Raw genomic sequence first — 18,930 nt, 5'->3', positions numbered from 1 at the left:
CGCCCTGGCGGCCCTGGCCGAACGGCTGCACCAGCGACTCTGGGATCAGTTGTCCGCGACCGTCGGCGGGCAACCGGTGTCGCCGCCGGCCCTGTTGATCACCGGGGGCGATGGCCCACGGCTCGTCCCCTGCATCGCCCGCCCCGTGGAATTGGTGCCGGACCTGGTCCTGCGCGGACTGGCGCGGTTGGTGATGACCCCTTCCACGAAGGACGGCGACTGAATCATGCGCTGGCTCGTCCTATTCCTGCTGATCGCGAATATCGGTCTATTCATCTGGGGGTGGACCCGCGAGAGCCCCCGTGATCCGCCCCTGCCGCCGCTCGCGACGGCCCCGGGGCAGATCCGATTGCTTGGGGAGCCGGCCGAGCCGGGCGGCGGGCCGGTGGCCAAGCCGTGAACGGGTAGCCGTCTGGCGTCGCGTCGCCTTTTCTGCTATTAGGCCCGCATTTTCGATGCGGTTGGTCAGCTATGGACTATGACGTATTACTCTCCCACCACAGCGCCGATAAGCACCTGATCCAGGAGTTACACCGTCGCCTCCAGGCGCAGGACTTGCGGGTTCGGCTCGACGCGATGGACCTGCCGGGAATGTCCTGGCCGCAGCGGCTTGCCGCCGGGACACTGGACGCCCCCGCGGTCCTCGTCTGTATCGGCGGTTCCGGCTCCTGGGACAGCGAGCAGCTGCGGGCCGCCTTGACTCTGGCCAAGCGGGAGCAATGCCTGGTGATCCCGGTTTTGCTGCCCGGTGCCCCGCAGCGACCAGAAATGTCACTCTTCCACATGAGTCGTACCTGGGTGGATCTGAGCCAGGGGGTCTACCCGGCCGGTGTCGGCCGCCTGGTCTGGGGCATTACCGGCAGCCGCCCGGGTGGTGGCTGGAGCGCCCCCGACCCCCGCTTCCAGCTCCCCGCGGACCTGCCCGACTTCACCGGCCGTAGCGCCGACCGCGATTGGGCCGTGCAGTGCCTCACCGCCGGCCGCTCGGTGGCTATCTGCGCCCTGGCCGGCCAGGGCGGGCTCGGCAAGACCGCGCTCGCCGTCCATGCGGCGCACCGCCTCAAGGACCGCTTTGCGGACGGTCAGGTCCTGATTCCGCTGGGCGGGGCCGGCGAGGGTCCACTGACCGCCGTGGACGCCATGGCCTGGGTGATTCGTGCATTCGCGCCCGGGCGCCGACTCCCCGGCGACGCGGCCCAGGTCCAGGCGATCTACCGCGATGTCTTGAGCGGACGGCGGGTACTGATCCTGGCCGACGATGCGGCCGGGGTCGAGCAGGTCGCGCCGCTCATACCCGACTTGCCGGCGGCAATGATTCTCACCTCCCGGCGGCGCATTGCGCTGGGCGAGCAGCGCGATCTGGACCCCTTGGCACCGGCCGCGGCGAGCGCACTGCTGGCCGGCATCCTGGGCGAGGGTCGCGCCGATGCAGCAGCGGATCTGGATCGACTGGCCGCCGCGTGCGACCGGCTGCCGCTGGCGCTGCGGGTCGCAGGTTCGCACCTGGCGACGCACCCGCAGGTGCCTCTTGATGAGTATCTCGCCGAGATCGAGGGCGAGGTGACCCGCCTGGCGGTGCTGCCGAGCGACGCGCCGGTGCGCGGCCGGGTCGGCGCCGTGCTGACACTCGCGGCCGACCGCCTGCTGGCAGAGAACGTGAGTCTGGCCGCCCGCTGGCAGTCGCTTGCCTGCTTCCCGGCCCCGTTCGACCGGGTGGCCGCCGCCGCCGTCTGGGGGCTCACCGGGCCCAAGGCGGCACAGGCATCGCTCAGCGACCTGATCGACCGCAGCCTGCTGCGCTGGGACGGCAACACCCGCCGCTACCGGCTGCACGACCTGCTGTGGCCCATCGCCGCGGCCCCTTGGTACTGGTGCCCAACAGCGATCCCAACCGTTGCGCCCGGACCCAGCCCGGAGAACCTCGCGGTGGCTCGGGGGCGGCACAGTGCCCATTTTCTCGCTGTCCTGCGGGCGGCGGACCAGCGTTTTCTCCAGGGCCACGATGGGGGCACCGCCGGCCTCGCCGCCTATGACGCCGATGCCGGACAGATCGCCGCCGGCCAGGCCTGGGCGGCGGCCGAGCAGGCGGAGAGTGCCACCCGGCTGGCGATGGACTACCCGGATGCGGGTGCCGATGTGCTCGGTCTGCGTCTGCATCCGCGCGAGCGCCTGCGCTGGCTGGAGTCCGGACTCATCGCCGCCCGCCGGCTCGGCGAGCGTCGGTGGGAGGGGACTCACCTCGGCAATCTCGGCGTTGCCTGGGCGCAGTTCGGCGAGCCGCGCAAGGCCATCGACTTCTACGAGCAGCAGCTTGTGATCACCCGCGAGATCGGCGACCGCCGCGGCGAGGGTGCCGCGCTCGGTCACCTCGGCGGCGTCTTGGCCGACTTAGGCGAGCTGCGCAAGGCCATTGGCTGCTATGGGCAGCGCCTCGTCATCGCCCGCGAGATCGGCGACCGTCGCGGCGAGGCAACCACTTGCGAGAATTACGGTCAGGTATTGGAGCGGCTGGGCGACCGTCCGGGCGCGCGATTTTGGATGCACGCGGCACGCGGTATCTATGAGTTAATCGAGAGCCCCGGTGGAGAAGACATCCGCCGCTGGCTGGCGGAACACCCCTGGACGCCCGGGGTTGCGCCCGACGCCCAACCGACAGAACCCCCCGACAGGAACAACCCATGAAAATCAGGATCGCCGATCTGGAAGACGCCTTCATGTTCGCCAGTGCCGGCGCCGTGGTCGATGCCGCGGCCTATCTGGACCGGGAGACCGGTGAGTTCCGCTATGTCGGGGAGGGCGGCGACGAGCCAAAGGGCGTGGTGGTGGAGCTGGCCGGTTCGGCCCGCTATCTGGCGGTCCCGAACAAGTACGACCTGGACCTCGGTCAGGCGCTGATCTTCGACTTCGTGGCGGACCAGTTGCCGGAGGCGCAGGAGGAGGTCCAGGCGATCTTTCGCCACCGCGGTGCCTACCCGCGTTTCAAGGACCTGCTGGACGAGCGCGACCAGTTGGACCTCTGGTACGACTATGAGCGCCGCCGGACCCTGGAGGTCCTGCGCGACTGGGCGGCGGGCGAGGGGATTGAATTGGTCGATTAGGGGCTCTGCTCCCAGGCGCTTGCTACTGGTGCTTTGTGTCCTCGCCGACAGCATGTCGGCGCTCCCAGGTGCGACAATAGACGCCCCCGGCTCGCTCCGAGCCCCGGCCAACCTGCTGGAGAGCCTCATGACCAAGACTTCGACCCCAATCCGTACGCCACTCCCCGAGGCGCTCGCCGCCCCGCGCCAGAACCTGATGACCCGCGCGGGCGAGCGGGTGGCCTGGTACGGGGACACCGCCGGCAGCGGTCGGCCGCTGGTCCTAGTGCACAGCGTCAATGCTGCGCCGAGCAGCTTCGAGGTGAAACCGCTGTTTGATCACTATCGCGGGCAGCGCCCGATCTATAGCCTGGACCTGCCCGGGTTCGGCCATTCGGACCGCCCGGTCGGTCCCTATTCGGCGGATCGTTTCACCAATGCCCTGGTCGACTTCCTGGAGCAGGTGGTGAAGCAGCCGGCCGATGTGGTGGCCCTGTCGCTGAGCAGCGAGTTCGCCGCCCGTGCGGCGCTCAAGGCCCCGGGGCGGATCGTCTCACTGGCCCTGATCTCGCCGACCGGGTTCAGCGCGCGCCAGCCGTTCGGTCCCGCGATCGGCCGGCCGCTGCACCGGCTGCTAACCCTGCCGGGGCTGGGGGCTGCCGCCTTTGCTCTGGTTTCATCGCGCCCGAGCATTAACTATTATCTCGGCCAGTCATTCGTCGGTAAGCCCGTGCCGGCCGTGATCGACTATGCCTATGCGACCTCGCACCAGCCGGGCGCCCGCCACGCCCCCCTGATGTTCCTGTCGATGCAGCTCTTTACCCGCGATGCGCCGGCACGGCTCTATGCACTCCTGCCAGCCAGCCTACCGGTCCTGGCCATCGCCGACCGCGACCCCTATGTGACCTTCGAGGGGCTGGCCGGATTCGTCGCCGTCCATCCGAATTGGCGGTACGAGAAAGTGGCTCCGAACATGGGCCTGCCACAGTGGGAACGCCTGCCGGAGCTGGTGGCGGCGCTGGATCGGTTCTGGGCCGGGACCTGATCCCGCCGGCGCCGGGCCTTGGACTCCGGTGCGTGGCCCAAGCAACACCGCACCCGTCCGGGATGCTAACCTTCGCCTGCCCTTCACCGGAGTCTCACTCACACCATGCGCTATCGACTCACCGCCCTGCTGCTGCTCCTCACCGCCCAGGCCACCCAGGCGGGCATCCCGGCCACGCCGGTGATGACGATCTACAAGTTCAATGGGCCCTTTACCGTGCCCTTCTACAGCGCGGAGGGGGTGCCCGGGGCCGGCGCCCCGGCGGGTACCCTGACCCAGGGCACCTCGGTCATCCCCTGTCTGGTGATCCGTGACGGCAAGCCGCTGACCGACGGGCAGGGCACACCCTACGTGGGCTTTGAGGTGGTGGTCGACCCGCGCCGGGCGAGCGCTGCGGATACGCAGCGTTTCAAGCAAACGGCGGCCGAGCGCGCCAAGTTGGAGGTCCAGAACCACCACTGCGCGCCGGGGGTGAAGAACGTCATCGACGTGCGCCAGCTCTATGCGCTCAAGAAGCCGCCCTTCTTCGATCCGCCACCGCGTTCGGGCAAGGGCGGCGGCGAGGGGGCGACCAGCCTCGACAGGATCGTCCGTGCCTTTCACTCGTCCCCGCAGTGTGAGGCGGCCAATCGCTCCCTGACCGGCCGGCGCGCCGCCCTGGCCGGTGCCTGGGACGGCTTCATCCGCGCCAATGTGCGCCTGGGTTCTGAGGCCGAGCTCGCCCGCGCCAAGCACCTGGACTATGTGATGCGCACCGCCCTGCACGAGGGGCATCTCAAGCGCGGCTGCAATGCCTACGGCACTTGCGAGCGCAACGTCATCGCGCTCTCCATCCGTAACCGCGCCGTCGGTCAGTGCCAGCGCGGCAAGGGGTGCGGCTTCCCCGGGGACTTCCAAGGCGCCTCCTCGTCCGTCTCCCAATACAACATCTGGGACGAGTATCTGACCCAGATCTCGGGCCTGACCTCCTGCTTCATGCGCCCGGACCTGGCCGCCGACCCGGACTACGCGAAGCTCCAGGCGATGTATACCCAGAACGTGGGCGACGTGGAGCGTATCCTCTACGGTAGTGACGCGGACCTGGCGGAGATCTTCCCCGGTACGCCCTTGGCGGATCTCAAGGAACTGCGCCACTACTATCACGCCCCGGCCATGGGCAAGTGCTTCCCCAAGAATGACCGGGTGGAATATATCTCGGGCGCGGTGGCCAGCCGTGGTGGCGATTACGCGCTGCTCGCGGATACCCGCATCCAGGTGGGCGCCGCAGCCGGTGACGGCTACAGCTTCAAGCAATTCCTGTTCGAGGAGAGGCCGGAAGGGGACGCCATCCAGATCGTGGACCGTTACCCCGACTTTGTGGTCGACGGGCGCAAGGTGTCGCTGCGTAGCCCGGCCTCCTGCCCGCCCTATGGGGTGCCGGCCGGTTGCGCCTTCAAGACGGTCGGGCGCTACCGCAAGACCCCGAGTTGGATCAATCAGGGCCACCCGGTGGAGATCACCTGCCGGGTCAAGGACCGGGGCGAGTCCTGCCAGGGCGGCGGCAGCCCTACCAAGGTCCAACTCGGCGGGAGCTGCGATGTGGAGATGCGGCCGGTGTCGGGGGTGCCATAAGCGCGGGGGCCGTACATGGAACTGCGCCAATTGCGCTCGCTGGTCACCCTGGCGGAGAACGGCTTCAGCGTCAGCCGGGCGGCGGAGAGCCTCCATCTGGTGCAGTCCGCCGTGTCCCAGCACCTTAAGCAACTGGAGGACGAGCTGGGTACGCGGCTCTTCCACCGCCAAGGCAAGCGGCTCTCTGGGCTCACCGAGGCGGGGGCGGCGGCCGTGGTCTACGCGCGCCAGACCCTCACCGGGGCGGCCAGCGTGGCCGCGGTGGGGCGTGATCAGGCGGGGGTGACCAGCGGGACCCTGCGCCTCGGGGCCACCCATACCCAGGCGCGCTATATCCTGCCGCCGGTGGTCAGGCGCTTTGCCGGCGAGTTTCCGGGGGTGGAGGTGCAGATCCACCAGGGCACGCCGGGCCAACTGGTCGAGCTGGTGGTGCGCGACGCGGTGGATCTGGCCATCTGTACCGAGGCCCTGGCCAACGAGCCGGCCCTGGAGGCGGTCCACTGTTATCGCTGGAACCGCTGCGCCATCGCCCCCCTGGGGCATCCGCTGCTGGCGGCCCCCGCCATGACCCTGGAGTTGCTATGCGAGTACCCGGTGATCACCTATGTGTTCGGCTTTACCGGGCGCGGCAACTTCAGCACCGCCTTTGCCCGCGAGGGGCTACGTCCACGCGTGGTGCTGAGTGCGGCGGACACCGACGTGATCAAGACCTATGTGCGCGAGGGCATGGGCATCGGGATCATTGCCGACCTGGCCTATGAGCCGACCCTGGATGCGGACCTGGGCCGCCGCGACCTGAGCCACCTGTTCCCCTGGGAGGTGACCAAGGTCGCCTATTTGCGGGACAAATACCTGCAGCGCTTCCAGCGGCGCTTCATCGACCTGTTTCAGGAGGCCTCGGCGCAGCTGAATCGGCGGGGGCGGTAGGGGGGGGCGATCGATGCTATGGCTGCACCCTATCGAACGAGTGTGTGAGTCGTGACGTCGAGGCAGGCCTCGCCACCTTGCGTGAATTGGAGGACTTGAGCGAGACGCTGACGGGGAGGGTCGTTGTCGTAGTGGTAGTAGGCGATGCCCGATGCCCAGACCCTGATGCTCGGAACCGCCTTCTGGAGTTCCAACCACGGCAATCTCCAGATGTTGGGCGTGTCCGTACTGTGCGGGTGGTGGAGGACAACCGACGGTTTGAATTCTTGAACCTTGGCCAGCATCGCATCGCATCGCACCGCTTGCGGCGGTCGCCCTGTGGATTCTGGTTCGCCCGCCCGCGTGGGCTGAACATATTGAGGTCGTGGCAGCCGAGAATCAGGACGAGCTCATCGGTCGGTGAGGACTGCGTTGGTCTCATTGCCACCCGAGAACTCTTGCGGTGTAAGCAGCCGGCCCCGAGCTTGCTCAACGGCGAGCGAAATGACGTACTTCGGCGGATAGTGGCGGTCCCCCACCACGAGGCAGAACTTCGTCGACGCGCGGCGCTTGTCGCAGCCTTCGCGGTCGATCTGGCGGACTGCGGCTTTAATGTTCCGCGCCGATAGGTTCGGGATCATGATGCCTCAACTCCGCCGCCCAGCAGGTAAAGGGACTAGGCGCGATTAACTCCGCCAGCCTGACTTATGCCGAAAAACATGAGCCTGGCACAAATACCTTTGCTCAAGCCGCCCGGCTCAACTCCAGCCGGAAGTGCATTCCCACCTTGGCGGCCAACGTGAGCAGCATATCCAGACTGAACTTCTTCCATTTGCCGCGCACCAGATCGGAGACACGCGCCTGGGTCACACCAAGTCGCTCGGCGGCATCGGCTTGGGTCAGCCCGCTGTCTTGAATCCAAAGACGCAACTGTCCCATCAGCTCGGCGCGCAATTGCAGAATTTCCGCCTCGTGGGGCGGAAATCCCAGGGCCAAAAACAAGTTTTCATCGCCTTTGACGATTTCGGTCATCGCTCATGCTCCGATTTGCTTGTACCGTTGCCGCGCTAGCTCGATATCGTGTGGCGCAGTCTTCTGTGTCTTCTTTGGAAAGCAGTGCAGCTTCGTCGGGAAAGTCCCGCAGATCGGCCTTGCTGGTCCCCAGAAAGATGGCGTCTTTCATCGGCAAAATTATACAAAAATTTCGATATTGCTGACAAGTCACGCAGCAGTCGCTTCAGCGAGGGGTTCGCACTGGCCCGGGGGCTGCCCGGATAGAGGTCCTCATGGATGCGGGTGACCGCGATGCGGCCGTCGGGCTCTCCCTCAGCCAGGACCAGCAGCCGCTCGGCCAGCCGGCGGATGCCGTCCTTCAGGTCGAGCCGAGCCAGGCCGGCACGGGCGTGATAGGCGGGCAGCGGGGTCGCATCGGCTGGGCTCCGGGGCGGTTGCGGTGCCAAGCATAGCCGGGGTGAGGGACTGGTTAAACAGAATCTCATGTCGCCGACGGTTCGCTGTCAGAAAATCCTTACAGGAAAAGTTAGGAAAGCCACTATGTCCGTGTATTGGTTCTGGCAATACTATCAGCGATCGATGCCGGGTTTGGCCTATCTATCGACCCTCCGCCAGTAGTGGTAGACCCAACCATCGTTCATACCCCCTGTTCAGCGCTTTCGACAGCGGGGTCCTGCGACACGGGGGTCGGGTTCAGTCCCGCACGCGACGCGTATTTTTTGGTTCAAGCAACTGATAGTTAATAAAATTTTACAGTGATTTTCTTGCAGATGTGTGCAGTCAGAGTAGTCTACACAGGGGGAAATGCACAAAGACGGGCGTCGCGGATGCGATGAACACCCGCGGTACCCGGACCACAGCAACCTGATGAGAGGCCGATATGTCTGTCCTGAACAACACCAACTACGCCTACATTCACGATGCCGCCAAGACGACGGCAGTTGCGCTGGACCATGACTTTTACGAGCTGGACATCGCCGCGTTTCTCGAGCGGTCCTGCGTCGCACTGGAGCGCGACGAGGCCGGGCTTGAGACCTTCCTGGTCGTTGAGAACTGCGGGGAACGTGAGGCCCACCTCCTGCGGTTCGGCCGCGCCATCATCGGTGCCAAAGGCCAGGACCTTGAGGACATGCTGGCGAACTGGGACGCAACGCTTGCCGACCCGCAGGCCGAGGACTACCTGTCGGCGCGTGAGCGCGCCTTGGCGCACCATGTGGTCTCGCACATGGTGGAGGCCGCCCGCAAGATGAGGGGGCTTTAGTGCGCTAATGGCGTGTCAGGCCGGCCCTTCAGGTGGACACCAGGAACTCATGCAGCCCGCACTCGCGCTTGAGGCCGAAAAAACGGGTCTCTTCCTCCGTCATGCCGGCGCCGAGCGGGACCGTGGAGTGATGGTCGCCGATCGAGACATAGCCCTGCTCCCATAGCGGGTGGTAGGGCAGATCGTAGCGCTTCAGGTAGTGGTACACGTCCCGGTCGGTCCAGTCGATGATCGGGTGGACCTTGTAGCGACCGTCCTTCACCTGGAGTACCGGGATGTCCTTGCGGGATTGGGACTGCACCCGCCGCAGGCCGGCGAACCAGGTGCCTACCCCGAGTTCTCGCAGCGCGCGGCCCATGGGCTCCACCTTGTGGATGCGGTTGTAGTGCTCGATGCCGGTTACCCCGTTCTCCCACAGGCGTCCGTGGCGCGCCTCCAACCAGGCGGGGGAGATGTCTGAACGGTAGACCCGTAGATCGAGATCCAGGCGCGCCACCAGTTCGTCGATGAAGAGATAGGTCTCCGGGAACAGATAGCCGGTGTCGATCAGGACCACCGGGATGCGGGGGATGCCCTGGCTGACCAGGTGCAGCATGACCGCTGCCTGGACGCCGAAGCTCGAGGACAGGACCTGTGCGCCCGGCAGGTGGTCGCGTGCCCAGGCGACGCGACCCGCGGCATCGAGCGCGGAGAGCTCGGCGTTGGCCTGGTCCAGAAATTCCTGCCGCCGGCGGGGATCGCCGGTGTGTGTGTCATGAGCCGCACCAGTGCGCAACCCCCGCGGGGCGGCGTGGCGGACGGGTACGCCCCAGGGGGCGTGGCGGATGGCTTGTTCAGTCATGGAAGTCACTCGCTGCATTCTCGACGCGCCGCACGATGCCGACCCGGACCACGAAATCACCGAAACGCTCCTGGGGTGTGCGCTCCTGCGCGTAGCGTGCAAAGAGCCCGTCCAGGGTGTCCAGGATTTCCGCCTCGGCGATGTTCTCGCGGTAAAGTGTGTTGAGCCGGGTCCCGCTGCCGTCGCCCCCGAGCAGCAGGTTGTAGGTCCGCGGTCCCTTGCCCACCAGCCCGATCTCTGCCAGGAAGGGCCGTGCGCAGCCGTTGGGACAGCCGGTCATGCGGATCACGATCGGCTGGTCCGCCAGGCCGTGGCCGGCGGCCAGGGCCTCGACCCGGGTCAGCAGGTCGGGCAGGTAGCGTTCCGCCTCGGCCATGGCCTGCGGGCAGGTGGGGAAGGCGACGCAGGCCATGGCGCCTAAGCGGATCGGTGAGAGACCGTCCACCAGCAGCCCGTGTTCCCGCGCCAGAGTCTCGATCCGCTTCTTCTGCCGGGCGGGCACCCCGGCGACGATCAGGTTTTGATGGGGGGTGATGCGGAAATCGCCCTGGTGGATCTGGGCGATGGCCCTCAGCCCGGTCAGCAGCGCTCGGCCGGGCAGGTCGCGCAGCCGCCCGTTTTCGATATGGAGGGTCAGGTGCCAGCGGCCTTCGGTCCCCCGAACCCAGCCGTATCGGTCGCCGTGGTCGGTGAAGCGGACGGGGTGGGGCGGGGCGAAGGTGATTCCTGCCCGCTGTTCGACCTCCGATCGGAAGGCCGCCAGGCCCATCCGCTCAACGGTGTATTTGAGCCGTGCATGGATGCGGTCGCCGCGGTTGCCGAAGTCACGCTGGGTGGTGAGCACCGCCTCGGCCACCGCCAGCACCTGGTCCGGCGTGACAAAACCCAGGTCGTCCGCCAGCCGCGGGAAGGTGGTTTTGTCGCCGTGGGTGGTGCCCATGCCGCCGCCGGCCAGCACGTTGAAGCCCAGCAGCCGCGTCGGGTCGGCCCGGTCGGCGATGGCGATGAAGCCCAGATCGTTGGCGTAGACATCCACGTCGTTGTGGGGCGGGACGGCGACCGCGATCTTGAACTTGCGCGGCAGATAGGTCGCGCCGTACATCGGCTCGGACTCCTCCTCGCCGCCCGCTACGCACTCGCCATCGAGCCACAGCTCGTGATAGGCGCGGGTCTGGGGTAGCAGGTGTTCGCTGATGCGCCGCGCCCAGTCATAGACCTCACCGTGCAGGGCCGACTGGTCCGGGTTGGGGTTGCACATGACGTTGCGGTTGACATCGCCGCAGCCGCCGAGTGAGTCGAGCAGCACCTGATGGATGCCCTGGATGACCGAGCGCAGGTCTCCCTTGGGGATGCCGTGGTACTGGAAGGTCTGGCGGGTGGTCAGGCGCACGCTGCCCTGGGCCAGCTCACGCCCGATGCGGTCGATGGTCAGCCACTGCGCCGGGGTGCAGACACCGCCGGGCAGGCGTGCCCGCAGCATGAAGCTGTACTCGGGCTCGAGCAGGCGCTCGCGCCGGTCGGCGCGGACATCCCGGTCGTCCTGCTGATAGAAGCCGTGGAACTTGCCGATCTGATCGTCGTCTGGGGCCATGGCGCCGGTCAGTTCATCCGCCAGGCTGTCCGCCAAGGTGCCGCGCAGAAACCGGCTGCGCGCCTTGTTCAGCTCTTGGGGGGCGATGGGGGTACTCAGTGCGTTCATGGGTGGCTGTCTCGTAGTCAATAGAGGTCGCGCTGGTAACGGCCGGCGCGCCGCAGGTCGTCGAGCCGCTCCCCGGCTTGTTGCCGGTCGCCGCCGGTCTGCGCCGCGATCAGGTCCAGCAGGGCCTCATGGACCGCGCGGCCCATGGCGCTCGCGCCGCAGACGTAAAGATGGGCGCCGTCCTGGAGCCAGGCATAGAGGTCGCGGCCCTGTTCGGCGAGTCGGTGCTGGACATAGCGCTTGTCCGCCTGGTCGCGGGAGAAGGCGACGGATACGCGGTTGAGTACACCGGCGCGGCGGTGCGCCTGCCAGTCGAGCTGATAGAGGAAGTCGCGGCGGAAATGACGGTTGCCGAAAAAGAGCCAGGTGCGCCCGCGCTCTCCCTGGGCGGCGCGCTGTTGCAGGAAGGCCCGGAAGGGCGCCACGCCGGTGCCGGCCGCGATCAGGATCACCGGGGCGTCACCGTCGCGCGGCAACCGGAAGGACGGGTTCTCTGCCAGGTGGACGCGTACCGGCGCGTCCTCAGTGAGGCGCCGGGTCAGGAAGCCGGAGGCACCGCCTGTGCGTTCCTGCCCACCCACCGCATAGTTCAGACGGGCGACCGTCAGATGGACCTCGTCGGGGAACTCGGCCTGGCTCGAAGCGATGGAATACAGCCGTGGGCGCAGCGGCAGCAGCGCGGCGGCCAGGGCGGCGGCGTTCGGCCGGCCTGGGTGCTGCGTGATCAGGTCGATGAACTGGTGCCTGGCGGCATAGTCCCGCAGGCGCGCGGGGTCTTCGCCCAAGGCTGCCAGGGACTTGGAGCCGCTGAGGGCGCCCCAGGCCTTGACCACCGTCGGGTGCAGTTGGGTCAGTTCCAGTCGGCTGGCGAGCGCCTCGCGCAGGTCGCTGGCCTCACCGCCCAGGGTCACCGCGGCGTCCCCGTCGATACCGGTCGCCTGCAACACCTCATCCACCAGGGTCGGATCGTTGCTGAACCAGACACCGAGCGCGTCACCGGGGGTGTAGCTCAGGGCGGCCGGATCGATGGCCAGGGCCAGGTGGCGGACCTCGCCCACGGCGTCCGCGGTGGTGAGGGTGCGGTTCTCCAGCAGGTGGGCGATGACTGGCGCCGCCGGGTCGCGCGCCAGCGTTGCCGCTGGGGCCGGGCGCGTGCCGGGCATCTGGATGATGCGTGCCTCCCGTGGCACCAGGTGCTCCGCCGTCCGCTCCAGTGCCGCCTGTGACCAGGCGCTCGCCGCTTCCTGGAAGGCGACGTCGCAATACTGAGGGGCGAGCAGCGGCTGACCGCCCAGGGCCTTGAAGCGCTCCTCGAAGTCCCTGGCCGTCTTGCAGAAGTGTTCGTAGCTTGAGTCCCCGAGCCCGAGCACCCCATAGCGCAGTCCCTCCAAACGCGGTGCCCGCTTACCGTGCAGGAAGGCGTGCAGCTCGCGGGCGCTCTCCGGGGGCTCGCCCTCGCCCTGGGTGCTGACCACCACCAGCAGCAGCCGCTCGCGGGTCAGGTCGCGCGGGCGGTAGTCGGCCATGGAGAGCAGCCGCGGCTCGGTGCCCCGCGCCCGCACCAGCGCGGCCAATGACTCGGCCACCCCACGGGCGTTGCCGGTCTGGGAGCCATAGAGGATGGTGAGTGTCGGACCGGCCTCGGGTTCTTCGGCCGTCGATTCGCGGCTGGGGTTGGCAGCGGTCGTCAGCCCGCCTAGGCCCGCCAGATAGCCGCTGACCCAGGCCAACTGGAGCGGCGACAGGTCCACCGCCGCCGCTTGCAGACGCGCCAACTGCCGCTCGTCCAGTGGGCTGGTCAGCGGGGAAAGCGGCAGTTGGTTCGAGGTGTTCGTTGTCTTCATGGTTACTGCCGGGTGTCTTGAGTCTCTTGCACAATGGCTTGAGGTCGCATGTCGTGATGGGTGGACGGCTTAAGAAACCGCGCCGACGTCTGTCTTATGGGTAGGAAGTATGGCGACTGGGAAAATCTTGAAAAACGATTTCTTATTTTCTTGTATCTCTCCTAAGGATATTCGGATGCACTGCTTGTTTAGCCCCAGGCTTTCCAACTGGAGGGCGAGGCCTCAGACGGACCGCTCCCGGGCCGACCCGGGTACACTACCCACCCAAGTCCGCGATCTCAGGAGTAGTAAGGTATGAGACATCGGGAACGCCACCGCACCGGCCGGATCGCCTGGCTGCGCGCCGCCGTATTGGGGGCCAACGACGGGATCGTCTCCACCGGGAGCCTGTTGCTCGGCGTGGCCGCCGCCAACGCCACCCAGGGGACCCTGCTCGCCACCGGGGTCGCCGGCCTGGTGGCCGGGGCCATGTCGATGGCCGCGGGGGAGTATGTCTCCGTCCATTCACAGGCCGACAGCGAAGCGGCCGAACTGGAGCAGGAGCGCCGGGAACTCGCCACTGACTGCCACGCCGAGCAACGGGAACTCGCGGCCATCTATGTCCGGCGCGGCCTGGAACCCGCCCTGGCCACCCAGGTGGCGAACCAACTCATGGCCCATGACGCCCTGGGCGCCCACGCCCGCGACGAGCTCGGCATCTCCGATGCCTTCAGCGCCCGCCCCATCCAGGCTGCCCTGGCCTCCGCCGCGAGCTTCGCCGTGTGCGCGGCCCTGCCGCTGCTGGTCACTGCACTGAGCCCCAGGTCCTATCTGATTCCCGTGGTGGCTGGCACCTCACTGGTCTTCCTCGCGGCGCTGGGCGCCTGGGCCGCGCGGGCCGGTGGCGCTGGAATGGCGGTCGGTGCGGCGCGCGTCACCTTCTGGGGGGCGCTGGCGATGGCGGTGACGGCGGGGGTCGGGGCGCTGTGGGGGACGGTGGGCTGAGGGTCGTCATCATCCCGGACTCCGGAGCGGATGGGCGCTGGTCTGGTACTCCTTTACCGCGAAAGTCGCGCCGCGACTTGGTGGGAGCGGCTTCAGCCGCGACGAAACCACGACAGCTTGCGAGGTCGCATCGCGGCTGAAGCCGCTCCCACGGGCACTGTCATCACCTGGGGTGGCTGGTCCTGCTGCCATGGCCGTTACCTCAAGCCCCAGTCACGCGATATTGGTACATCAAACGATACAGGTTCCGCCCATGCAGACCATCAACTTCACCGATGCCCGCAACAACCTGAAGGCAGTCTTGGACCACGTCGCGCGTGACGCGGACTATACGGTGATCACCCGTTGCGACGCCCCGTCGCGACGCCCCGTCCGCGGTGGTCATGTCGCTCGACAGCTTCAACAGCCTGATGGAGACCGTCCACCTCTTGCGCTCCCCGGCCAATGCCGCCCACCTTGCCCGGTCCCTCGCCCAATATCGCGGTGGTGAGACGCTGGAGCGGGACTTGATGGAAGACTAGGATGGCGCTTCTTCGGCTCGCCTGGACCGGGGAAGCCTGGGCTGACTATCGCTATTGGCCGGGACAGGATCGAAAGACCCTCAAGCGCATCAACGTCCTGATCGCTGATGCCCTGCGAACCCCGGTCGCCGGGATCGGCAAGCCCGAGCCCTTGCGGGAGAACCTCTCCGGGTTCTGGTCCCGGCGTATCGATGACGGCAACCGGCTTGTCTATGCGGTTGACGCAGTGCACCTGACCGTCATCGCCTGTCGCTATCACTATTGACCTCGCTGAGTGCGACCCTTTACCGACCCCGCTGATTGGTGGCACGATTCACGCGCCGCGGCAGCACCCGCGGCCAGCACCAATCCTCGGACGACTGACGAGCGACGACAGCGGAGGGCGCGATGGCCAAGAAACAAGCGGTGGTCCTGATCCACGGGATCGGCGAGCAGATCCCCATGGAGACCCTGAGGGGCTTTGTGGACGCGGTGTGGAGCAAGGACACCGCCATCCATCACCCCTATGGCGCCCCGACCGTCTGGAGCAAGCCGGACGACATCTCCGGGAGCTTCGAGCTGCGCCGCCTCACCACCGGCCGCAATCGGGCCGAGGTCCGCACTGATTTCTTCGAATTTTACTGGGCTTATCTGGGGCGCGACACCCGGATGGCGCAGGTGACGGCCTGGCTGCGCCTCTTGGTCCTGCGCCCCCCGTCCCGTATCCCGGCCCCACTGCGGCCCATCTGGTGGCTGTTGGCCGGGTCCGTCTTGGCGGTCCTGGTGACCCTCTATGCCTACGGAATGCCCAAGCCGGGCGACTGGATTCCGGTACCTGCCGGGGCGATCGGGCTGGCCGGCGGCCTGCTGTCCGCCCTGGCGGGTGGTTTCCTGGTCAAGTACATCGGTGACGCGGCGCGCTATCTTCACGGTGCGCCCGACAACGTGGAGCACCGCCAGAAGATCCGCACCAAGGGCGTGGAGCTCTTGAAGAAGCTCCAGGACAGCGGTCAGTACCAGCGCATCCTGGTGGTCGGTCACAGCCTGGGCAGCGTCATCGGCTACGACATCCTGACCTATCTCTGGGCGACCCGGCTGGAGCGTCCGCCAGCCGGTGCCGAGCCCCAGACGGCGGCGTTGGATCGTTTGGTGGAGTTGGCGCGTGCCGAGCCCTTCGATGCTGCGACCTACCGTCAGGCCCAGGGGGCCTATCTCAAGGAACTACAGGCGAACGGCAGCCCCTGGCTGATCACCGACTTCATCACCCTCGGTAGTCCGCTGGCCTATGCGGGGCTGCTGCTGGCCAAGGGGCCGGAGGACCTGGCCGCCCGGCAGGCGGACCGGGAACTGCCCACCTGCCCGCCCGCGCTCGAAGACACCCGCGAGGGGCGGACCTTTGCCCATCGATCGTCGGGCTGGCGGGGTGCGCGCTGGATTCCTCACCATGCCGCGCCGTTCGCCCCCACCCGCTGGACCAACCTCTATTTTCCGACCCGCTTCCTGGTGCGGGGCGACCCCATCGGCGGGCCGCTGGCGCCGGTGTTTGGGCAGGGTATTCGGGATTTGGCGGTGCAGACGCCGGTGCGCCGGGGGTTCTTCGGCCATACCAGGTATTGGACGCTGGCGGGGCAGGGCGAGGCGACCTCCGCGGTTGTCGAGTTGCGGCGGGCGTTGGATTTGGCGGGCGACCAGGGGACGATTGCGGCCGAGGGCGCGATCGACGATACCGGAGGAGGTGCGGTCGGGGGCGCTTTGGGTGGCGCCGCAGATGGGCCAGATGCTGGGTGAGACGAGATTTCTCCCGGCCTTTCCGCCTGACCCCAACGGGGTCACACATACCAGCCCAGGGCAACGCCCTGGTTTGGCCGTCCAATTGATGCCAGCCCTGAGAGGGCGTGACAGATGGACGCCGCGGATCGGCGAGACACCGATGTCACGCCCTTTCAGGGCTGATGGAAAAACGGAGCCGTCCCAGGGCGTTGCCCTGGGCTGGTATGTGACGCCCCTTTGGGGCTGAGTTGCGCGCAGGGTTCGACAAGAGGCTCTGCTGGGATATTCTTCTCGTCGTGGTGTGTTGGCGAGATAGAATGAACCTCACGATTCGGTCCCGGGCGGGTGGGCTCCCTCAGACAAAGGCGGCGGGTCACATGAGAAACCGTGGATTTACATTAACTACGACACTCCCGATTTATCGCATGCCCAGGCTTTTGGCCGCACCCTTGAGCATAACGGCTTTCGAGTCTGGATTGCCGATGATCAGTTGAGACCGGGGCAGCGACCCCTCAACGAGCGCAAGTCGGCGCTGAGGAAAGCCTGGTGCGTCATTGCGGTTTGCTCTAACGATCGCGCTTCTCACGTGCGCCGACCGGCCAACCTGGAGTTGACAGAGGCGATGGCCTATTGGGACAGCGTAAGACTTGGCGTTCCGGTGATCCCCGTGAGGGTCACGCCCTGCAACCTGCCTGATTTCTTGATGGATATCCATTCAGCGAATATCTTTAAGCGGGACGAATTGAAAAGTCTGGTTTGCGTCTTGCACGCATCCTCGCCATGGACCGCGGAACCGCTACCTGAATCGCAACTTCCGAAAGATCTTCCGAGACCCGCGCCCCCGATTGATTTAGTCGACGCCTGCCTCGCTGGTAACTGCGTCCTCTACGCTGGTACAGGCCTGAGTGCTGGCGCTGACTATCCGACCTGGGTCCCATTTATCGGGCAACTCCTCGACTGGGCAGCCGCTTCTGGGGTTCTGGTGTCCGATGAGGTCCGCAAACTTAAGGCCGCCTTACTAGAAAGCGAGGTCGATCTCGTCGCTGACGCCATCGTTCGCTCCGTTAATGGAAGCGGACGAACCGCGGACCTCCAAGCCTTCTTGGGCAGTGTCTTCGATCGCGATGGGGCGGCGCTCCCGGAGCGGTATAGACGCTTGGCGGGACTGCGACTCTCCGCCGCCCTAACCACCACTTTCGACACTCTGTTGGAGCGGACTTTTTCCCCGTTACCGGATAGCGCCCTGACCCCCAAGGACACCGAACAGCTGCTTGGTGCCCTGTCGAGCAAGCAGTTCTTCATCGGCAAACTCTACGGGAAATTGTGTGACCCGGACTCCGTGATGCTGTCTCCGTCCCAGTACGAGGAGGAGGTCGCCCGCAACGAGGGATTCGGCCAGTTCATGGAGTCGCTCTTCGTCTCGCGGACCTTGCTCTTCCTGGGGTGCAGCCTGAAGGGCATCCAGGACTATCTGGGCGGGTTGCGGATCAAGGGGGCGAGCCGGCGGCATGATGCGCTGGTGGCGGTTTCGGGCGAGGTCTGGGAGACCAAGGCAGCCTATCTGCTCGACCGCTACGGTATCCAGGTGATCCCGGTTCCCGAGGACAAGGCCGAGGAATCGGTCGACGCCTTCATCAATGATCTGGCCGAGGCGATTGCCAGTCGGCGGCTTCAGGCCCACGGGTTTAGCTCGTTCGAGTCCGCCGGGACCCTGCGTGACGGCTCGCCCGGTCTGATCCGGGAGGTCCACCTCCGCAATATCGGCCTCTTCACCGACCTGTGCCTGGAACTCGACCCTCAGTGGAGCGTCCTCTTGGGCGACAACGGCGTCGGCAAGTCGACCGTGCTCAAGGCCATCGCGCTCGCCTTCTGCGGGCGCGACGGGCGCGACTATGCGGAGCGGCTGCTGGCGGCCGGTCAGACCTCCGGTCAGATCTCGATCCGCACGGACCGCCAGGAATACGTGACCAACCTGTCACGTACCCGCAGCGGGGTGGAGGTGACCTCGCTACCGGACCGGCCGCTGGAGATCGAGAGTTGGCTGGCGCTCGGCTTTCCGGCCCTGCGCACCCTGACCTGGCGGGCGGCGCGGGTGGGCTCGGACGACGAGGGTCGTGGCCGGCCCGTGTCGCAGGACCTGACCCCGCTCTTGAGCGGCGACCCGGACCCGCGCCTGGATGAGGTGAAGGACTGGATCGTCTCGCTCGACTATTGAATGCGCCGGGGCGGCACAGATCCCGAGCGTATCCAGGACTTCCGGGAGGTGTCGATGGCGACCTAAACCCGCCTATAGCTGGTGAATGACGCGGGTAATCGCCAACGAGGGTGGTGAAGAGCGGTCGGGTCGCTGGGAGGCATGGGGGGCTGGGAGCCGGGGG

General features: G+C 66.8%; 17 protein-coding genes and 3 pseudogenes. 14 read left to right on the top strand and 6 right to left on the bottom strand.

Annotated elements, in window-relative coordinates; genetic code table 11:
• The 7 genes and pseudogenes from QZY44_RS26500 to QZY44_RS26470 all read left to right on the top strand — a co-directional run.
• Nucleotides 1–223 (top strand): annotated as a pseudogene (locus QZY44_RS26500) (type III pantothenate kinase); the annotation flags it as partial.
• 3 nt (nucleotides 224–226) lie between these two features.
• The gene (locus tag QZY44_RS26495) at nucleotides 227–400 is read left to right on the top strand and encodes a hypothetical protein (RefSeq protein WP_295455182.1); all 174 of its coding nucleotides are present in this window, start codon (nucleotides 227–229) and stop codon (nucleotides 398–400) included.
• 71 nt (nucleotides 401–471) lie between these two features.
• Entirely contained in the window at nucleotides 472–2,682 is a 2,211-nt protein-coding gene (locus QZY44_RS26490; protein ID WP_295455180.1) for a TIR domain-containing protein, read from the top strand.
• Nucleotides 2,679–3,098, top strand: a complete 420-nt coding sequence (locus QZY44_RS26485; protein WP_295455178.1) for a UPF0158 family protein — start codon at nucleotides 2,679–2,681, stop codon at nucleotides 3,096–3,098. The genes QZY44_RS26490 and QZY44_RS26485 overlap by 4 nt, the downstream gene beginning before the upstream one ends.
• Before the next feature lie 127 nt (nucleotides 3,099–3,225).
• The gene (locus QZY44_RS26480) at nucleotides 3,226–4,122 is read left to right on the top strand and encodes an alpha/beta fold hydrolase (RefSeq protein ID WP_295455176.1); all 897 of its coding nucleotides are present in this window, start codon (nucleotides 3,226–3,228) and stop codon (nucleotides 4,120–4,122) included.
• 105 nt (nucleotides 4,123–4,227) lie between these two features.
• A complete protein-coding gene (locus QZY44_RS26475; RefSeq protein ID WP_295455174.1) occupies nucleotides 4,228–5,733 on the top strand; it encodes a hypothetical protein in 1,506 nt (501 codons plus the stop codon).
• Between the two features lie 15 nt (nucleotides 5,734–5,748).
• Nucleotides 5,749–6,660: a LysR substrate-binding domain-containing protein gene (locus QZY44_RS26470; RefSeq protein WP_295455171.1), complete on the top strand. Its 912-nt coding sequence runs from the start codon at nucleotides 5,749–5,751 to the stop codon at nucleotides 6,658–6,660.
• 389 nt (nucleotides 6,661–7,049) lie between these two features.
• Here the strand turns inward: QZY44_RS26470 and QZY44_RS26465 are convergent, their stop codons facing one another.
• The 3 genes from QZY44_RS26465 to QZY44_RS35960 form a co-directional block, all read right to left on the bottom strand.
• Complete coding sequence (locus QZY44_RS26465; protein ID WP_295455169.1) at nucleotides 7,050–7,280, bottom strand: hypothetical protein; 231 nt, start codon at nucleotides 7,278–7,280, stop codon at nucleotides 7,050–7,052.
• A gap of 103 nt (nucleotides 7,281–7,383) precedes the next feature.
• Entirely contained in the window at nucleotides 7,384–7,671 is a 288-nt protein-coding gene (locus tag QZY44_RS26460; RefSeq protein ID WP_295455166.1) for an XRE family transcriptional regulator, read from the bottom strand.
• Between the two features lie 3 nt (nucleotides 7,672–7,674).
• Complete coding sequence (locus QZY44_RS35960; RefSeq protein WP_365305327.1) at nucleotides 7,675–7,761, bottom strand: type II toxin-antitoxin system RelE/ParE family toxin; 87 nt, start codon at nucleotides 7,759–7,761, stop codon at nucleotides 7,675–7,677.
• 772 nt (nucleotides 7,762–8,533) lie between these two features.
• Between QZY44_RS35960 and QZY44_RS26455 the strand changes: the two genes are divergently transcribed.
• Complete coding sequence (locus QZY44_RS26455) at nucleotides 8,534–8,914, top strand: hypothetical protein (RefSeq protein ID WP_295455163.1); 381 nt, start codon at nucleotides 8,534–8,536, stop codon at nucleotides 8,912–8,914.
• A gap of 28 nt (nucleotides 8,915–8,942) precedes the next feature.
• Here QZY44_RS26455 and QZY44_RS26450 read toward each other — a convergent pair whose 3' ends face one another.
• From QZY44_RS26450 to QZY44_RS26440, 3 genes are read right to left on the bottom strand one after another with little or no spacing between them, the layout of a single operon-like run.
• Nucleotides 8,943–9,755 carry a phosphoadenylyl-sulfate reductase gene (locus QZY44_RS26450; RefSeq protein ID WP_295455161.1) on the bottom strand — a complete coding sequence of 271 codons (813 nt, stop codon included), beginning with the start codon at nucleotides 9,753–9,755 and terminating at the stop codon, nucleotides 8,943–8,945.
• Nucleotides 9,748–11,454, bottom strand: a complete 1,707-nt coding sequence (gene cysI / locus QZY44_RS26445; protein ID WP_295455159.1) for an assimilatory sulfite reductase (NADPH) hemoprotein subunit — start codon at nucleotides 11,452–11,454, stop codon at nucleotides 9,748–9,750. The genes QZY44_RS26450 and cysI overlap by 8 nt, the downstream gene beginning before the upstream one ends.
• A 17-nt stretch (nucleotides 11,455–11,471) precedes the next feature.
• On the bottom strand, nucleotides 11,472–13,298 hold the full coding sequence (locus QZY44_RS26440; protein WP_295455157.1) for an assimilatory sulfite reductase (NADPH) flavoprotein subunit: 1,827 nt from the start codon (nucleotides 13,296–13,298) through the stop codon (nucleotides 11,472–11,474).
• Nucleotides 13,299–13,592: 294 nt separating this feature from the next.
• Between QZY44_RS26440 and QZY44_RS26435 the strand changes: the two genes are divergently transcribed.
• The 6 genes and pseudogenes from QZY44_RS26435 (at nucleotide 13,593) to QZY44_RS26415 (ending at nucleotide 18,767) form a co-directional block, all read left to right on the top strand.
• Nucleotides 13,593–14,282 carry a VIT family protein gene (locus QZY44_RS26435; RefSeq protein WP_295455156.1) on the top strand — a complete coding sequence of 230 codons (690 nt, stop codon included), beginning with the start codon at nucleotides 13,593–13,595 and terminating at the stop codon, nucleotides 14,280–14,282.
• Nucleotides 14,283–14,535: 253 nt separating this feature from the next.
• A pseudogene (locus QZY44_RS26430) lies at nucleotides 14,536–14,803 on the top strand (type II toxin-antitoxin system prevent-host-death family antitoxin).
• A gap of 1 nt (nucleotide 14,804) precedes the next feature.
• The gene (locus QZY44_RS26425) at nucleotides 14,805–15,068 is read left to right on the top strand and encodes a Txe/YoeB family addiction module toxin (protein WP_295455155.1); all 264 of its coding nucleotides are present in this window, start codon (nucleotides 14,805–14,807) and stop codon (nucleotides 15,066–15,068) included.
• A 122-nt stretch (nucleotides 15,069–15,190) separates the two neighbouring features.
• Nucleotides 15,191–16,570, top strand: a complete 1,380-nt coding sequence (locus QZY44_RS26420; RefSeq protein WP_295455152.1) for a hypothetical protein — start codon at nucleotides 15,191–15,193, stop codon at nucleotides 16,568–16,570.
• Nucleotides 16,571–16,943: 373 nt separating this feature from the next.
• Nucleotides 16,944–17,279: pseudogene (locus tag QZY44_RS35955) on the top strand (toll/interleukin-1 receptor domain-containing protein); the annotation flags it as partial.
• 255 nt (nucleotides 17,280–17,534) lie between these two features.
• Nucleotides 17,535–18,767, top strand: a complete 1,233-nt coding sequence (locus QZY44_RS26415) for an SIR2 family protein (RefSeq protein WP_295455150.1) — start codon at nucleotides 17,535–17,537, stop codon at nucleotides 18,765–18,767.
• The last annotated feature ends 163 nt before the right edge of the window (nucleotides 18,768–18,930 follow it).

Source organism: uncultured Thiodictyon sp. (assembly GCA_903837595.1).
In the GTDB taxonomy this organism is placed as follows: Bacteria; Pseudomonadota; Gammaproteobacteria; order Chromatiales; family Chromatiaceae; genus Thiodictyon.
The sequence above is the reverse complement of the archived record's forward strand: the minus strand, read 5'-3'. Positions and strand labels throughout refer to the sequence as shown.

Excerpts from the sequence above, each read along its gene's own strand:
- QZY44_RS26495 (WP_295455182.1), top strand. The coding sequence starts at position 227 with ATGCGCTGGCTCGTCCTATTCCTGCTGATCGCGAATATCGGTCTATTC.
- QZY44_RS26490 (WP_295455180.1), top strand. The coding sequence starts at position 472 with ATGGACTATGACGTATTACTCTCCCACCACAGCGCCGATAAGCACCTG.
- QZY44_RS26485 (WP_295455178.1), top strand. The coding sequence starts at position 2,679 with ATGAAAATCAGGATCGCCGATCTGGAAGACGCCTTCATGTTCGCCAGT.
- QZY44_RS26480 (WP_295455176.1), top strand. The coding sequence starts at position 3,226 with ATGACCAAGACTTCGACCCCAATCCGTACGCCACTCCCCGAGGCGCTC.
- QZY44_RS26475 (WP_295455174.1), top strand. The coding sequence starts at position 4,228 with ATGCGCTATCGACTCACCGCCCTGCTGCTGCTCCTCACCGCCCAGGCC.
- QZY44_RS26470 (WP_295455171.1), top strand. The coding sequence starts at position 5,749 with ATGGAACTGCGCCAATTGCGCTCGCTGGTCACCCTGGCGGAGAACGGC.
- QZY44_RS26465 (WP_295455169.1), bottom strand. The coding sequence starts at position 7,280 with ATGATCCCGAACCTATCGGCGCGGAACATTAAAGCCGCAGTCCGCCAG.
- QZY44_RS26460 (WP_295455166.1), bottom strand. The coding sequence starts at position 7,671 with ATGACCGAAATCGTCAAAGGCGATGAAAACTTGTTTTTGGCCCTGGGA.
- QZY44_RS26455 (WP_295455163.1), top strand. The coding sequence starts at position 8,534 with ATGTCTGTCCTGAACAACACCAACTACGCCTACATTCACGATGCCGCC.
- QZY44_RS26450 (WP_295455161.1), bottom strand. The coding sequence starts at position 9,755 with ATGACTGAACAAGCCATCCGCCACGCCCCCTGGGGCGTACCCGTCCGC.
- cysI (WP_295455159.1), bottom strand. The coding sequence starts at position 11,454 with ATGAACGCACTGAGTACCCCCATCGCCCCCCAAGAGCTGAACAAGGCG.
- QZY44_RS26440 (WP_295455157.1), bottom strand. The coding sequence starts at position 13,298 with ATGAAGACAACGAACACCTCGAACCAACTGCCGCTTTCCCCGCTGACC.
- QZY44_RS26435 (WP_295455156.1), top strand. The coding sequence starts at position 13,593 with ATGAGACATCGGGAACGCCACCGCACCGGCCGGATCGCCTGGCTGCGC.
- QZY44_RS26425 (WP_295455155.1), top strand. The coding sequence starts at position 14,805 with ATGGCGCTTCTTCGGCTCGCCTGGACCGGGGAAGCCTGGGCTGACTAT.
- QZY44_RS26420 (WP_295455152.1), top strand. The coding sequence starts at position 15,191 with ATGGCCAAGAAACAAGCGGTGGTCCTGATCCACGGGATCGGCGAGCAG.